This is a genomic window from Arenibaculum sp., from assembly GCF_035998295.1.
In the GTDB taxonomy this organism is placed as follows: Bacteria; Pseudomonadota; Alphaproteobacteria; order Azospirillales; family Azospirillaceae; genus DASYHS01.
Genome location: NZ_DASYHS010000083.1, coordinates 99,541 through 114,063 on the forward strand (window position 1 = coordinate 99,541; position 14,523 = coordinate 114,063).

15 protein-coding genes are annotated in these 14,523 nt (G+C 72.6%); 10 read left to right on the top strand and 5 right to left on the bottom strand.

All coding sequences use genetic code 11. The annotated features are described in order from the left end of the window. Positions 1-37 precede the first annotated feature (37 nt). On the top strand, positions 38-616 hold the full coding sequence (locus VGO20_RS09580) for a DUF1013 domain-containing protein (protein WP_327502102.1): 579 nt from the start codon (positions 38-40) through the stop codon (positions 614-616). A 78-nt stretch (positions 617-694) separates the two neighbouring features. Here VGO20_RS09580 and VGO20_RS09585 read toward each other — a convergent pair whose 3' ends face one another. Next, positions 695-883, bottom strand: a complete 189-nt coding sequence (locus VGO20_RS09585) for a YdcH family protein (RefSeq protein WP_327502103.1) — start codon at positions 881-883, stop codon at positions 695-697. Positions 884-935: 52 nt separating this feature from the next. Between VGO20_RS09585 and VGO20_RS09590 the strand changes: the two genes are divergently transcribed. Together VGO20_RS09590 and VGO20_RS09595 are read left to right on the top strand one after the other, a co-directional pair. Continuing rightward, positions 936-1,058: a hypothetical protein gene (locus VGO20_RS09590; protein ID WP_327502104.1), complete on the top strand. Its 123-nt coding sequence runs from the start codon at positions 936-938 to the stop codon at positions 1,056-1,058. Positions 1,059-1,061: 3 nt separating this feature from the next. After that, positions 1,062-3,605: a PAS domain S-box protein gene (locus tag VGO20_RS09595; protein WP_327502105.1), complete on the top strand. Its 2,544-nt coding sequence runs from the start codon at positions 1,062-1,064 to the stop codon at positions 3,603-3,605. A gap of 7 nt (positions 3,606-3,612) precedes the next feature. On the opposite strand, the gene VGO20_RS09600 is transcribed toward VGO20_RS09595, so the two are convergent. Further along, positions 3,613-4,131, bottom strand: a complete 519-nt coding sequence (locus VGO20_RS09600; protein ID WP_327502106.1) for a TIGR02444 family protein — start codon at positions 4,129-4,131, stop codon at positions 3,613-3,615. A 9-nt stretch (positions 4,132-4,140) separates the two neighbouring features. Continuing rightward, entirely contained in the window at positions 4,141-5,226 is a 1,086-nt protein-coding gene (locus VGO20_RS09605; RefSeq protein ID WP_327502107.1) for an ATP-dependent 6-phosphofructokinase, read from the bottom strand. A 154-nt stretch (positions 5,227-5,380) separates the two neighbouring features. Here VGO20_RS09605 and VGO20_RS09610 point away from each other — a divergent pair, with 154 nt between their 5' ends. The 6 genes from VGO20_RS09610 to VGO20_RS09635 all read left to right on the top strand — a co-directional run bounded on the left by VGO20_RS09610 (position 5,381) and on the right by VGO20_RS09635 (position 9,764). Beyond that, a complete protein-coding gene (locus VGO20_RS09610; RefSeq protein WP_327502108.1) occupies positions 5,381-5,581 on the top strand; it encodes a YdcH family protein in 201 nt (66 codons plus the stop codon). Positions 5,582-5,737: 156 nt separating this feature from the next. Then, a complete protein-coding gene (gene purE, locus VGO20_RS09615; protein WP_327502137.1) occupies positions 5,738-6,202 on the top strand; it encodes a 5-(carboxyamino)imidazole ribonucleotide mutase in 465 nt (154 codons plus the stop codon). After that, positions 6,199-7,293 (top strand): 5-(carboxyamino)imidazole ribonucleotide synthase, encoded by a 1,095-nt coding sequence (locus tag VGO20_RS09620; protein WP_327502109.1) that lies wholly within the window; start codon positions 6,199-6,201, stop codon positions 7,291-7,293. Before purE ends, VGO20_RS09620 begins: the two co-directional genes overlap by 4 nt. Before the next feature lie 150 nt (positions 7,294-7,443). After that, positions 7,444-7,998, top strand: coding sequence for a VOC family protein (locus VGO20_RS09625; RefSeq protein WP_327502110.1), 555 nt, complete (start codon positions 7,444-7,446; stop codon positions 7,996-7,998). 131 nt (positions 7,999-8,129) lie between these two features. Beyond that, positions 8,130-9,044, top strand: coding sequence for an alpha/beta fold hydrolase (locus tag VGO20_RS09630; RefSeq protein WP_327502111.1), 915 nt, complete (start codon positions 8,130-8,132; stop codon positions 9,042-9,044). A 66-nt stretch (positions 9,045-9,110) separates the two neighbouring features. Beyond that, positions 9,111-9,764: a glutathione S-transferase family protein gene (locus VGO20_RS09635; protein WP_327502112.1), complete on the top strand. Its 654-nt coding sequence runs from the start codon at positions 9,111-9,113 to the stop codon at positions 9,762-9,764. Between the two features lie 40 nt (positions 9,765-9,804). On the opposite strand, the gene VGO20_RS09640 is transcribed toward VGO20_RS09635, so the two are convergent. Together VGO20_RS09640 and VGO20_RS09645 are read right to left on the bottom strand one after the other, a co-directional pair. After that, positions 9,805-10,617 carry a DUF2189 domain-containing protein gene (locus VGO20_RS09640; protein WP_327502113.1) on the bottom strand — a complete coding sequence of 271 codons (813 nt, stop codon included), beginning with the start codon at positions 10,615-10,617 and terminating at the stop codon, positions 9,805-9,807. Positions 10,618-10,699: 82 nt separating this feature from the next. Further along, positions 10,700-10,882: a DUF4169 family protein gene (locus VGO20_RS09645; protein WP_327502114.1), complete on the bottom strand. Its 183-nt coding sequence runs from the start codon at positions 10,880-10,882 to the stop codon at positions 10,700-10,702. Positions 10,883-11,076: 194 nt separating this feature from the next. Between VGO20_RS09645 and VGO20_RS09650 the strand changes: the two genes are divergently transcribed. Continuing rightward, positions 11,077-14,490 carry an AsmA family protein gene (locus VGO20_RS09650; protein WP_327502115.1) on the top strand — a complete coding sequence of 1,138 codons (3,414 nt, stop codon included), beginning with the start codon at positions 11,077-11,079 and terminating at the stop codon, positions 14,488-14,490. Positions 14,491-14,523 lie beyond the last annotated feature (33 nt).

Consider the following 14,523-nt stretch of genomic DNA (forward strand, 5'->3'; position numbering starts at 1 on the left):
GCCGCGCACTGGGAAACTATCGTTCGTTGGAGGACCGATGCCACTGCCATTGATGCCGAAGGCGACCGCCGTGTGGCTGGTCGAGAACACCGCGCTGAGCTTCGACCAGATCGCCGCCTTCTGCGGGCTGCACAAGCTCGAGGTTCAGGCCATCGCCGATGGCGAGGTCGCGGTCGGCATGGTCGGCCTCGACCCGGTCGCCAACGGCCAGCTCACGAAGGAGGAGATCGAGCGCTGCGAGCAGGACCCGGCCGCGCGCCTGCGCCTCCTCCTCCAGGACCTGCCGCAGCCGGTGCCGCGCTCCAAGGGGCCGCGCTACACGCCCGTCACCAAGCGCGGCGACAAGCCCGACGCCATCGCCTGGCTGCTGAAGACCCATCCCGAGCTTTCCGACGCCCAGGTCTGCCGCCTGATCGGGACGACCAAGCCGACCATCCAGGCCGTGCGCGACAAGACGCATTGGAACGCGCAGAACATCAAGCCGCGCCATCCGGTCCAGCTCGGCCTGTGCACGCAGCGCGAGCTCGACGAGGCCCTGTCCAGCGTGCCCCGGTCGCGCATGCCGGCGCGGCCATCCGAGGACAGCTCCGAGGAGGTCGGCGAGAACGCGGAGTGACGTCCGCGGCCCGGGGCGCCGGTTAGGCCGTCCCGGTTCGGCCGCTCAGCCGGTTCGGCCGCGTCCGGGGACGGCCGCTCAGTGCGGCCCGGCGGCCTGCCCGCGATGGGCGAGACGCTCGATCTCGTCCTTCAGCCGGAGCTTCTCCCGCTTGATCCTGGCGACGCTGGCCGCATCGGGCTGCGGTCGGCGGGCTTCGGCCTTCAGCTCGCTTTCGAGCTCCGCGTGCCTGGTCTTCAGCGAGAAGATGCGCTCCGCAAACGGCATAGCCTTCCTCCGTGCGTGGACGTCGGACCCCCATCGTACTAGATGTTCTGACATGAGCCACCCTCGGCGCTTCATGGTCGGCATCGGCGGCACCTCCGGCACCATCCACGGCGTCCGCATCCGCGCGGGCGGCCGGCCGGACGGTGGCCCTCCGGCCGTCGGTGCTATAGGCTGAGGCATGACCACTGGCTCCTCCATCCTGTCGCCGGAAACGCAGGCAGCCCCCCAGGCGGCCGGCAGCGACTTCGCGCAGGCGCTGCTCGACCGGATGCGCGACGCGGCCTACGCGCTCGACGCGAACTGGCGCTTCGTCGCGTTCAACGCCGCCTGCGAGCGCCATTTCGGCGTCGGCCGGGCCGAGGTGCTGGGCCGCGACATCCGCGACGCGCTGCCGGGCGTCCTGGACGGGGAGCTGGAGCGCGAGTACCGCAAGGCCATGCAGGAGCGCCGCGAGCTCGAGATCGAGTTCGACTCGCGCGTCGACCCCTCGATCCGGGTGAGCGCGCGCCTCTTCCCGCTGGGCGACGGCATCGGCGCCGTGATCCACGACCTGACCCGCGACAGGGCGCTCGAGGCGGCCCTGCGCCACAGCGAGACCGGCCTGCGCCGGCTGGTCGAATCGAACATCGTCGGCATCATGGTCTCGGATGCCGCCGGCGGGATCCTCGAAGCGAACGAGGCGTTCCTGTCCCTCATCGGCCGCGACCGCCGCGACCTGGATGCCGGCCGGCTGAACTGGCGGGAACTGACGCCGCCCCATCTCCTGGACCGGGACGACGCCGCGATCGCCGACGCGCTGCGGCAGGGTGCGTGCCGGCCGTTCGAGAAGGAGTACCTGCACGCGGACGGAAGCGTCGTCCCGGTTCAGATCGCGTTCACGCCGCTCCCCGGCCGGGGCGAGCGCTTCATCTGCGTCATCCTCGACCTGACCGAGCGCCGGCGTTCGGAAGCGGCGCTGCGCAAGAGCGAGGCGCGCTACCGCGCCGTCTTCGAGCAGGCCGCCGTCGGCGTCGAGTGGCTGTCGCTCGACGGCCGGATCATCGACGCGAACGGCCGCCTCTGCGCGATGCTGGGCTACGAGCGGGACGAGATCATCGGCCGGGCCTCGCGCGACCTGACCCATCCCGACGACCGCGGCGAGCTGGACCGGCTGCTGGCGCGCCTGCTGACGGGCGAGATCGACAGCTACGCGATCGACAAGCGGTACCTGCGCAAGGACGGCAGCCCGGTCTGGATCCGCGTGACCTCGTCGCTCGCGGGCAACGACGCGGGGCTGCACCGCATCTCGATCGTCGAGGACGTGACGGAGCGCAAGCGCGCCGAGCGCTCGCTCAGCGAGCGGGAAGCCCAGCTTTCCGCCATCTTCGAGCAGGCGACGGTCGGCCTCGCCCAGACCGATCTCGACGGCAGGTTCGTCCTCGTGAACGACCGCTACTGCGAGCTGGTGGGCCGCTCGCGCGCGGAGCTGATCGGCCTGGGCGTGCAGGACGTCACCCATCCCGACGACGTGCCCCGCAACGTGGAGATGATCGCCAGGTCGGTGGAGACCGGCGCCCCCTTCGCGATCGAGAAGCGCTACGTCCGGCCGGACGGCAGGATCGTGTGGGTCCACAACAACGTGACCATCGTCCGCGGGGGCGACGGCGAGCCCAGGGGCATCGTCGCGGTCTGCCTGGACGTCTCGGAGCGCCGGGCGGCGGACGAGCGCCAGCGCCTGCTGATGCGCGAGGTCGACCACAGGGCGAAGAACGCGCTGGCGGTGGTGCAGGCACTGGTCCGCCTCACGCGGGCCGAGACGCAGGAAGGGTTCGTGAGCGCGGTGGAGGGGCGGGTCGCGGCGCTGGCCCGGACCCACACGCTGCTCGCCAAGGCCCAGTGGAGCGGGGTCGAGCTGACCTCGCTGCTGGAGACGGAACTGGCCCCCTACGGCTCGGGCGAGCGGGAGAGCGTCGCCCTGGACGGGCCTGCGGCCTGGCTGGTGCCGGACGCGGTCCAGCCCCTCGGCATGATCTTCCACGAGCTCGCGACCAACGCGGCCAAGTACGGCGCGCTGGCGGCGGCGACCGGAAAGGTCCGCATCTCCTGGAAGCGCGATCCCACCACCTCCGGGCTCGAGCTGTCCTGGGACGAGAGCGGCGGGCCGGACTGCGCCGCTCCGGCCCGCCACGGCTTCGGCAGCACGCTGGTGGAGCGCAACGTGCGCCATCTCGGCGGCCGGATCGAGACCGAGTGGCGGCCGGAGGGCCTGCGCCTGACCCTGCGCCTGCCGGCCCGGCTGCTGACCTTCCCGCGCGACGTCGCCCCGGCCGAGCCCCGGCCGGCCGTGCCCGCCGCCCGGCGGCTCGACGGCCGGCGGGTCCTCGTCGTCGAGGACGAGACGACGCTGGCCCTGATGGCCGAGCGCATCCTGGCCGATCTCGGCTGCGTGCCGGTCGGCGTCGCGACGACGCTCACCGACGCGATCCGGCTCGCCAGTTCCGAAGACATCGACATGGCCATACTGGACGTCAACCTGCGCGGCCGGTCGGTGCAGCCGGTCGCCGAGGTCCTGCGCGAGCGCGGCATTCCCTTCCTGTTCGCGACCGGCTACGGCCAGGTCGACTGGGAAAGCGGCCAGACGCCGATCCTGCGCAAGCCCTTCCAGCACGACGACCTCGCGCGCGCCCTCTTCCAACTGGACCAGGGGCAGCCCGACCAGGGGCAGCCCGACCAGGGGCGCTGACCCGGGCTCAGGCAGCACCTTCCTGCGCCGCGGCGAGCGCCGCCTCGACCAGCAGGTCGATGGCGGCACGGTCCGCGTCCGCGTGCGGCGCGCACAGGGCTTCCAGGTTGGCGCGGGCGGCGTCGCCGTCCGGCCGGGCGGCGCGGTCCAGCGGACAGCGCTGGTGCAGCGCGTCCAGCTCGATCCGCTCGGCCTCGATCTCGATTTCCTGCAGGCGCCGGCGCAGCGCGGCGCTCGCGGCGCCCGGGGCCGGGGGCGGGCCCTCCTTCAGGCGCCGGCGGACGGTCCTCAGCGGCTCGACCACCTCGGCCGCCCAGGGCCCGGCCAGCGACCGCAGCGCCGAGAGCCGGCCCGGGTCCAGCCGGGTCGCGCAGGCGGCTCCCGCCCACAGCGCGAACAGCACCAGGACCACGTCGGCGCCGCGGCGGTTCTGCAGGTCGAGGCAGGCCGGCGCGGCCCCCGGCCGGCCATAGACCGCGAGCGCGAAGCGCCAGGGCCCCTCCGCATCCGCGCCGGCGCGGTCCATCGCGACGGCTCAGTCGCCGAGGCAGATGCCGAGGCCGCGGGCGGTGCGGACCAGCGCGCCGTCCAGCTCGACCTCGTTGTAGTCGGCGATCGCGTCCTCCAGCGGCACGTCCACCACCTGCCGGTTCTGCCACGCGACCATGCGGTCGAACTTGCCGGCGGCGATCAGGTCGACGGCATGCACTCCGAACGCCGAGGCGATCAGCCGGTCGCGCGGGCTCGGCATGCTGCCGCGCTGCACGTGGCCGAGCACGGTGACCCGGGTCTCGGCCCCGGTCGCGGCGGCGATCTGCTCGCCGATGTAGTCGCCGATCCCGCCGAAGCGCTTCTGGCCGCCGGTGAACTCGCGCTGCAGCTCCTTGCCGTCGGCCGTGCGCACCGCCTCCGAGACGACGACCAGCGCGAAGTTGCGGCCCTGCTGGCGGACCTGGCGGATCTTGTCGGCGACGGACTCGATCCGGTACGGGATCTCCGGGATCAGGATCACGTCGGCGCCGCCGGCGATGCCGGCCGCGACCGCGATGTGGCCGGCGTCCCGGCCCATCACCTCCAGCACCATGACGCGGGCGTGGCTGGCCGCGGTCGGCTGCAGGCGGTCCAGCGCCTCGGTCGCGACGGCGACCGCGGTGTCGAAGCCGATCGCCGTCTCCGTCAGCCCCACGTCGTTGTCGATCGTCTTGGGGATGCCGACCAGGTTGATGCCGCCCTGTGCTGCGAGGCGGCGCAGGATCGCGAAGCTGCCGTCGCCGCCGATGCCGATCAGCGCGTCCAGGCCCAGCTCGCGGTAGCCGCCGATGATCTCGACGCTGCGGTCCCTGACGGTGCCGTCGGCCATCGGGAAGGCGAAGGGGTCGCCCTTGTTGGTCGTGCCCAGGATCGTGCCGCCGAGGCGCATCATCGTCCCGCTGACCATGCCGAGGTCGAGGACGTCGTAGCGCACCGGCCGCGCGAGCAGGCCCATCGTGCCCTCGCGGATGCCGACCACCTGCCAGCCATAGGTCAGGGTCGCCCGGTGCACCGCGGCCCGGATCACCGCGTTGAGCCCGGCGCAGTCGCCGCCGCTGGTCAGGATGCCGATGCGCTTCTCGCTACTCATGATGCCTTCCTGTTCGCCTTCGGTCCGCTACCCAAAATACGCGTACCCGCCGAAACCGGGCAGCTAATCTCTCACCGGACCATCGGTTTTCTGATATAAGACCGCCCGCACGGGTAACGAGTCCCCGTGATCGTGCTCGAGGACGCATGAGGTAATGAACGAACAGGACCTGCTTCGCCAGAAGCTAGCGGAGCTGAAAAGCGAGCACCGCGACCTCGACGACGTCATCGCCCGGCTCGGCGACCAGCCGGCATCCGACCAGCTTCAGCTCCAGCGGCTGAAGAAGCGCAAGCTCGCGCTGAAGGACCTGATCGCCCGCGTCGAGAGCCGCCTGCTCCCGGACATCATCGCGTGAACGCCGCCGGCATTCCCGAATCGGGCCGACGCCGATCTTGAACCCTGCGGGCGGATTCCTATAATCCGCGCTTTCCTCGCGACCGGGTGCCCCGCCGTGACCAGCGCCGTTACCAGCAACGACCCCGACGCCCCATCGCCGCTCGTCGGCATCATCATGGGCAGCCAGTCCGACTGGGAGACCATGCGGCACGCGGCCGAGGTGCTCGCGGAACTGGCCGTCCCCTTCGAGGCGCGCATCGTCTCCGCCCACCGGACGCCGCACCGCCTGTACGACTACGCGGCCGCGGCCCGCGGGCGCGGCCTGAAGGTGATCGTCGCCGGCGCCGGCGGTGCCGCGCACCTGCCCGGGATGGCGGCGGCGATGACGCCGCTGCCGGTATTCGGCGTCCCGGTCGAAAGCAAGGCGCTCAAGGGGATGGACAGCCTGCTGTCGATCGTCCAGATGCCGGGCGGGATACCGGTCGGCACGCTCGCGATCGGCAAGCCGGGCGCGATCAACGCGGCGCTGCTCGCCGCCGCGGTGCTGGCGCTCGGCGACGAGGCGCTCGCGGCCCGGCTCGATGCCTGGCGGGCGCGCCAGACCGACGCCGTGGCACTCCTGCCGGCGGACGGACCGTGAGCGCGCGGCGCACCGTCGCCTCCGGCGGCACCATCGGCATGCTCGGCGGCGGCCAGCTCGGCCGGATGACGGCGATGGCCGCCGCCCGGCTCGGCTACCGCACCCATGTCTTCACGCCGGAGGCCGACAGCCCCTGCGCCCAGGTGTCGGCGGCGCAGACCGTGGCCGGCTACGACGACCGCGACGCGCTGGCCCGCTTCGCGCAGGCCTGCGACGTCGTCACCCTGGAATGGGAGAACATCCCCGTCGACACCGTCGCCTTCCTCGCCGGGCTGGTCCCGGTCCATCCCGGCGCCGGCGTGCTCGCCGTCACCCAGGACAGGGCGCTGGAGAAGGGCTTCGTCAACCGCCAGGGCGTCGCGACCGCGCCCTGGCGCCCGGCCGGCAGCGCCGCGGAGGCCGTCGCCGCCGCGTCCGAGCTGGGGCTGCCCGCAATCTTGAAGACCGCGCGCCTGGGCTATGACGGCAAGGGCCAGGTCAGGCTGGCGCCCGGCGACGACGTCGCCGCGGCCTGGTCGGCGCTGGGCGGGGTCGACTGCGTCCTGGAAGGCTTCGTCGACTTCGCCTGCGAGGTGTCCGTCGTCGTCGCGCGCGGCCAGGACGGGGCGCTCGCGGCCTATCCCGCCGTCGAGAACCGCCACCGCGACGGCATCCTCGCCCGGACGCTCGCCCCGGCCTCGCTCGATCCGGCGCTCCTCGCCGAGGCGGAGGCGGTCGCGCGCCGCCTGGTCGAGGCGCTGGACCTCGTCGGCGTGCTCGCGGTCGAGATGTTCGTGACGCGCGGCGGCAGGGTCCTCGTCAACGAGCTGGCGCCCCGCCCGCACAATTCCGGGCATTGGACCATCGACGCCTGCGCCACCAGCCAGTTCGAGCAGCTCGTGCGCGCGGTCTGCGGCCTGCCGCTCGGCGCGCCCGAGGCGCACAGCGACGCCGTGATGGACAACCTGATCGGCCTGGAGGCCGAGCGCTGGCCCGAACTGGCCGCCTCCCCGGGCGCCTGCCTGCACCTCTACGGCAAGGCGCAGGCGCGCCCCGGCCGCAAGATGGGCCACGTCACCCGGCTGTTCCCCAAGGGGCAGGCCGGCCGCTAGCCTACCCCTTACCTCCCAGGTAGTTGCGGGCCGGAGCCCGCCGGCAATAGCGTCCCCCCACTTCCGGAACCCACGCCGTCCCCGGCCGCGACGCCAGCGTTCGCGCCGAGGCGGCGTGCCCGTTCCGCCAAGCAGATGGAGGATAAGCTCGTGGTCGACTCACCTTTCCCGCGTCTCGGCAGGCTTGTCCTCGCCCTGTCGCTTTCGGCGGCGGTCCCGGCCGCAAGCGCCTTCGCGGCCGACCCGACCGCGCCGCCGGGCAGCGAGGAACGCGTGCGCGTACGCGACCTCTACCCCCTGATCACCACGCCCGCCCTGTTCGAGGCGCGCGACTTCTACGTGAAGCATTTCGGATTCGAGGTCCTGTTCGAAGCGGGCTGGTTCGTCTACCTGTCCGGCCCTGCCGACGGCGACACGCGGGGAGCGACGCTGGCCTTCATGCATCCGGACCACCCGTCGAACCCTCCCGGCCCGGAGACCTTCGACGGCCGCGGCATGATCCTGACGGTCGAGGTGGCCGATGCCCGCGCCATGTTCGACCGCCTCGTCGCGGAGGGTGCCCCGATGGTGCATCGGCTGACCGACGAGGCCTGGGGGCAGCGCCGCTTCATGACGCGCGACCCGGCGGGAGTGCTGGTCGACGTCGTCCAGCAGATCGAGCCCCGGCCGGGCTTCTGGAAGCGCTACCCCGCGCCCGCCCGGTAGCCGGAGCACGGCGCGCCGTCCCTCCGGGAAATTTTTTCGCAGGCACGGTCGGATGCGCGCATCCCCGACCGTCCTTGGATCGACCGACCTGCCACGAGACGACGCAGCCGCGCGAGCGGCGAGGGGACACCATGCTGAAATCGATGCTTTGCGCGACGCTTGCCGCCGTCGCGCTTTGCGCGACCGCCGCCACGCAGGCCGCCGCGCAGGCCGAGGCCGGGAAGACCGGCCGTCACGAGATCCGCGGCGTCGACTACTACTACGAGATCCACGGCGAGGGCGAACCGCTCCTGCTGCTCCATGGCGGGCTCGGCTCGACCGGCATGTACGCGCCGGTCCTGCCGATGCTGACCGAGGGCCGCGAGGTGATCGCCGTCGACCTCCACGGCCACGGGCGCACGCCGCTCGGCGACCGCCCGATCGCGATGGCCGACATCGGCGCCGACCTGGCCGCGTTGACGGCGGCTCTCGGCTACGACCAGGTGGACGTGCTGGGATATTCCTTCGGTGCCTGGGCCGGGCTCCACATGGCCGCGGGCGCGCCCGAGAAGGTGCGCCGGCTGGTGCTGGTCTCCATGCCCTATGCCCGCGACGGCTTCTTTCCCGAGATGCTTCCCCAGCAGGCACAGCTTTCGGGCGCCGCGGCCGAGTTCATGAAGGACACGCCGATGTACCGCTCCTACGTGGCCGTGGCGCCCGACCCCGGGGAGTTCCCGAGGCTGCTCGACGAGATGGGCCGGCTGATGGCCGAGCCCTACGACTACTCGGCCCAGGTCCGGAAGCTCTCGATGCCGGTGATGCTGATCTACGGCGACGGCGACATGGTCCGGCCCGAGCACGTCGTCGAGTTCTACCGGATGCTCGGCGGCGGCTTGAAGGATGCCGGCTGGCAGCGTGAGCACATGTCCCGCAACCGCCTCGCGATCCTGCCCGATCTGACCCACTACGAGACCTTCATGGCGCCCGAGGTCTTTCGCACGGCCTTGCCCTTCCTCGACGGCGAGAGCGGCACGAAGAGCTGGGCGGAGACCGTGAAGGGCGAGTAGGTCCGCCGGGACCGGCAATCAACGACGCGGCGCTCGATGCGCCATGCAGTCACCAGGAGCTTTGCGATGATCCCCACCATCACCGCCTTCGAAGAGTCACCCGACCACGGCACGGGACAGGCGCGCGACATGCGCGTCCGCTGGGCGTTCGAGGAAGTCGGCCAGCGCTACGACGTCCGTCTCGTCTCGTTCAAGGAGATGAAGGAGCCCGCGCATCGCGCGCTTCATCCCTTCGGGCAGATCCCGACCTATGAGGAGGGCGATCTCGTCCTGTTCGAATCGGGGGCGATCATACTCCACGTCGCGCAGCGCCACGCCGGCCTGCTGCCGGACGATGCGAATGCCCGGGCGCGCGCGATCACCTGGATGTTCACCGCGCTCAACACGGTGGAGCCGCCGATCGTCGAACTCGAAGCCGCCATGCTGATGGAGAACGACAGGGCCTGGTACCAGGAGCGCCTGCCCATCCTCGACGAGCGCATCCGCGTGCGGCTGGACGATCTCTCCGCCCGCCTCGGCGATGCCGACTGGCTCGACGGCGCGTTCAGCGCCGCCGACCTGCTGATGGTGACGGTGCTGCGCAGGCTGGAGGGCACGGGCATACTCGAGGACTATCCGTCCCTCTGCGCCTATGTCGCGCGCGGCGAGGCACGGCCCGCCTACAGGCGCGCCTTCGCCGCTCAACTGGCGGTCTTCACCGGCAGGCAGCCGACCGGCTGACGAAGGTTCGCCCAGGGCTGGATGGGCGCGCCGGGCCCGTTCAGCTCCCCCGGGGCACGAGGTCGCGGTACGCGTGCCAGGAGGCATGCGCCACCAGCGGCAGCGCGACCGCGAGGCCGAGGAAGCCCGTCGCCAGCCCGGCCGCGGTGAACAGCACGATCAGCCCGGTCCAGCCGGCCATGGCCTGCCAGTTGCGCAGCACCGCGGCGACGCTGACGGCCACCGCCTCGACCACGTTCGTGTCCCGGTCCAGCAGCATCGGCAGGGACACCGCGCCGATCGCGAAGGCGACGGCGGCGAAGCCCGCGCCGACCAGCGTGCCGGTGACGAGGAAGGGCAGACCGGAGGCGGAGAAGAACACCATCTCCACGAACATGTGCAGGTCCGCCGGCGGCTGCTGCGAGAAGAACAGCGCGAACAGCAGCAGCGCCACCCGCACCCAGAACATCAGGAACAGCATCAGCACCAGCCCGATCGCCGCGATCTGGGTCGCGTTGCGGCCATAGGCCCCGAGCGCCGCGCCGAGGGAGACCGGGTACCCGTTCTCCAGCCGCCGGCTGACCTCATAGAGGCCGACGGCGACCAGCGGGCCGACGAGCATGAAGCCGCAGGCGAGCGGCAGGATCAGGTAGAACATCCCCGCCACCGCCAGGGCCCACGCCATCAGCAGGCCGGCCGCCGACAGGGCCGCGCCATAGGCGAGGCTGATCCCCGGCGCGCGGGCGAAATCCTTCCACCCCGCCGCCAGCCAGGCCCAGGGCCGGTCGAGCCCGACCCGGCCCAGGCGCAGGCCGTCCGGCGTCACGCCCGCTCCCGCGCGGGCCGGCATGCCGGCTTCGTCTGCAACGTCCATCGGTGCCTCCCTGCCGGAGCATTTCGTTCCGGCAGTATAGAGGCCCCGCTCTTGAAAATAAATCGCGCTCCGCCGGATATCTCTAGACTGAATCGTCTAGTTTCTTTCCTTCCAGGTCGCGGTTCTTCCGGGCGAGCTCATCCTTTTCCTTTTTCTTCTCTTCCTTGGTTCGGCCGAAGCGCGCGCGGTTGCGCGCGGCCTCCTCCTCGCGCTCGGTTTTCGCGCGCTGCTTGCGGAAGCGGTTCAGGTTGATCACGTCGCCCATGGCGCCTCTTCCAGGTTTTCGTGCGACCGGCCGGTGTCGCTGCCGCAAATTCGCCGCAGCCGCGCCGGAAATAGGGCCGGAAGCAATGGTGGTTTGATTAACGTTTTCTGCTTCTCTAGCTTAGCGCAGGCGGGCCGGGCCGCAAACGGCTCGAACGGGGATCGGACCATGGTGGTTGGAAGTCGGCAGGTCGCGTGAAGAAGTTGTTCATCGGATTGGCGGTGCTCCTCGTGGCCGCGGTCGCCGCCGTGCTCGTGGTGCCCAGCCTGGTCGACTGGAACCGGTACCGCGACGAGATCGCGGCGCGGGTCACCGAGGCGACCGGCCGCCAGTTGACGCTGGACGGCGAGATCGACCTGGCGCTGCTGCCGCGGCCGACCCTGAAGGTGACCGGCGCGCGCATCTCGAACGTCCCCGGCGCGCAGGAGGCCGAGATGGCGCGCCTGCGCCAGCTCGACGTGCGCGTCGCGCTGATGCCGCTGCTGTCCGGCACGGTCCAGGTCCGCAGCATCACTCTGGTCCAGCCCGAGATCGTGCTCGAAGTGCTCGAGGACGGGCGGCGCAACTGGGATTTCGCGACCGGCCCCGAGGCCGCGCCGCGCCGCATGGCCGAGCGCGGCCTGCTCGACTCGGTCAGCCTCGACCGCGTCTCGATCGAGGACGGCACGGTCGTCTACCGCAACGCGGTGACCGGCACGCTGGAGCGCTTCGAATCCGTCGACGCGACGGTCGTCGCCGGCAGCTTGGCCGGCCCGTTCCAGATCCAGGGCACCTTGAGCGCGCGCGGCGTGCCGCTCGCGGTCGAGATGTCGGCCGGACGGATCGGCGAGGGCGGCGCCTTGCCGCTGCGGACCACCGTCGGCCTGTCCGGCACCGACGCGGCGCTGCGCTTCGCGGGGATCGTCACCACGGGATCGGCGCCCAGGCTGCAGGGCGACCTCAAGGCGGAGGGGACGGACCTGCGCGGCCCGGCCGCCGCCCTGCTGACGGCGGCCGGCCAGATCCCGGCCGACGCGATGCCGGCGCTGGTCGGCCAGCCCTTCAACCTGCGCACCGCCGTCAACGCCTCGATGCAGCTCGTCGAGCTGAACGCGATCGAGGGCCGGGTCGGCGACACCCACGGGACCGGCACCGTCCGCATCCATCCCGGAGAGCCTGACCGCGCCGAGATCTCGCTGGGCTTCAACCGGTTCGACCTCGACGCCTGGGCGGCCGTGGCCGCCTCGACCGCCGAAGGCGGCGGGCCGTTCGAGCTGACGCTGCCGCAGGGCGTGGAGGCGACGCTCGCGCTGTCGGTCGACGCCCTCAACTACGGCGGCGGGATCATCCGCCAGGGCCGCGTCGAGGCGAACCTCGCCGACGGCGTCCTGACGGTGCACCGGGCCGCGGCGCTGCTGCCGGGCGCGTCCGACCTGGCGCTGGCCGGGACGCTCGCCGAAGACGGCGGGCGGCCGGTGTTCGACTTCCAGGCGGAAGCGAACTCCGAGAACCTGCGCGCCGTCCTGGAATGGCTCCGCTTCGAAGTCGGCGCCGTGCCGGAGGACCGGCTGCGCAAGTTCTCGCTGGCGGGGCGGGTATCGGGGCAGCCGGACGCCTTCCAGGTCTCCGGGCTGGACCTGCGCGTGGACACGACCGTGATGACCGGCGCCGTCGCCTATGCCGACCGCGGCCGGCCCGGCTTCGGCATAAGGCTCGACGTCGACCGGATGAACCTCGACGCCTACCGGCCGGTCCTGGCGGGGCTGCGCGGCGGCGCGCTCGGCGCGTTCGACGCCAATCTCGACGCCCGGGCCGAGGATCTGACCCTGGGCGGCGTCCCGGCCAGGGGCCTGCGCGTCGACGCGACGCTGAACGAGGGCGCGCTGACCCTGCGCGAGCTGTCGGCCACCGACCTGTCCGGGGTGGCGGTCGGGCTTTCCGGCTCGGTCGCCGACCTGGCGGAGCTCGACGGCATCGACCTCGCCTTCGACATGTCGGCGGCGTCGCTGGCGCCGGTCTATCGCGGCCTCGACATCGATCCGGTCCTGCCGGCCGAGCTGGTCGGCGCGGTCGGGCTGGCCGGCCGGGTGGCCGGCAACCCGGACCGGCTGGCGGTCGAGGTCGAGACGCGGGCCGCGAACGGCACGGTCCAGGCGGGCGGCACCGTCTCGGGCCTGACGCAGGTGCCGAACTACGACCTCAAGGTGCGCGGAACCTGGAAGGACGCCCGCGACCTCGCGCGGGCGCTGTTCCCGGACTGGCGCCCGGCCGATCCCGGCACCTTCGACCTCTACGCCGAGGTGCAGGGCTCCGACACGGTGCTGAGCCTGTCCGCGATCCAGGGCGGCGTCGGCGCCACGTCGCTGGCCGGTGAGGCGACGGTCGACCTCGCGGACGCGCGGCCCTCGGTGATGGCCGAGCTGGAGGTCGGCGACCTCGTGCTGGACCGGTTCCTGCCGCCGTCGACGACCGCGCGGCTGCCGCAGATCCCGCTGCCGATCTCCCAGGCGATCGCGAGCGGGGAGGCGGCATGGTCCGACGAGCCGGTCGCGCTCGGATGGCTCCGGTCGCTCGACGGCCGGTTCGGGATCGAGGCGCGCTCGGTCGAGCATGGCGGCCGGCGGATCGAGGACGCGGCCCTGCGCGCCGACCTGTCCGACGGCGTGCTCGCGGTCGAGGACCTGGAGGCGGGGTACGAGGGCGGGCGGCTCAGCCTGTCCGGCGCCCTGGCCGGGCGCGAGGACGGCGGGGCCGGCATCGAGCTGCGCCTGGCGCTCGCCGGGGCTTCCATCGACGAGGGCATCGCCGGCGGTGCCGCGGACGCCAGGGTCGACGTCACCGGCGTCCTCGACCTGGAGCTTGCGCTGCAGGCCGCCGGGGCGAGCGAGGCCGACCTCGTCCGCTCCCTGGACGGCACCGGCTCGCTGTCGATGCGCGACGGCCGGATCGTCGGCATCGACCTCGCCGGCCTGGAGGGGCGCCTGTCCGGAACGGTCGGCGCTGAAGGTCCGGCCCAGGCGGTCGACGCGCTGCTGGCCGACGCGGTCGCGGGGGGCGGCACTCCGTTCGAGAGCCTGCAGGCCGGCATCCGCTTCGAGGACGGCGTCGCGCGGCTGGAAGAGCTTGCGCTGAGCGTGCCGGGCGCGCAGGTGGCCGGCGGCGGCGCCGTCGACCTCGGCCAGTGGCTCATCGACCTCACTCTCGGCATCGACCCCGAGGGGGAGCCCCCGTCCTTCGGCCTGGCGCTCGCCGGCGCCGCCGACCGGCCGCAGCGGCAGGTCACGTCCGACGGCCTCGTCGCCTGGGCCGAGGAGCGGACCTCGGTCTTGCGCGCGGCGGAGGAGGCCGAGGCCAGGCGCGTCGCCGAGGAGGCCGCGGCCAGGGAAGCCGCCGCGAAGGCGGCGGCGGCGAAGGAGGCTGCGGCCAAAGAGGCCGCCGCGAAGGAGGCCGCGGAGAAGGAGAAGGCCAGGCGCGCCGCCGCGCAGGCCGCAGCGGCAAAGGAAGCCGCCGCGAAGGAAGCCGCCGCGAAGGAGGCCGCCGCCAGGGAGGCTGCGTCGAGGCGCGCCGCCGAGGCGCCGTCCGAGCCGGCCACCGTCATCGACGGCATCCTCCAGCGCCTGCGCCGCTGAGCCGCGGCGGGGCGGGCCACGGTGGATTCCGGG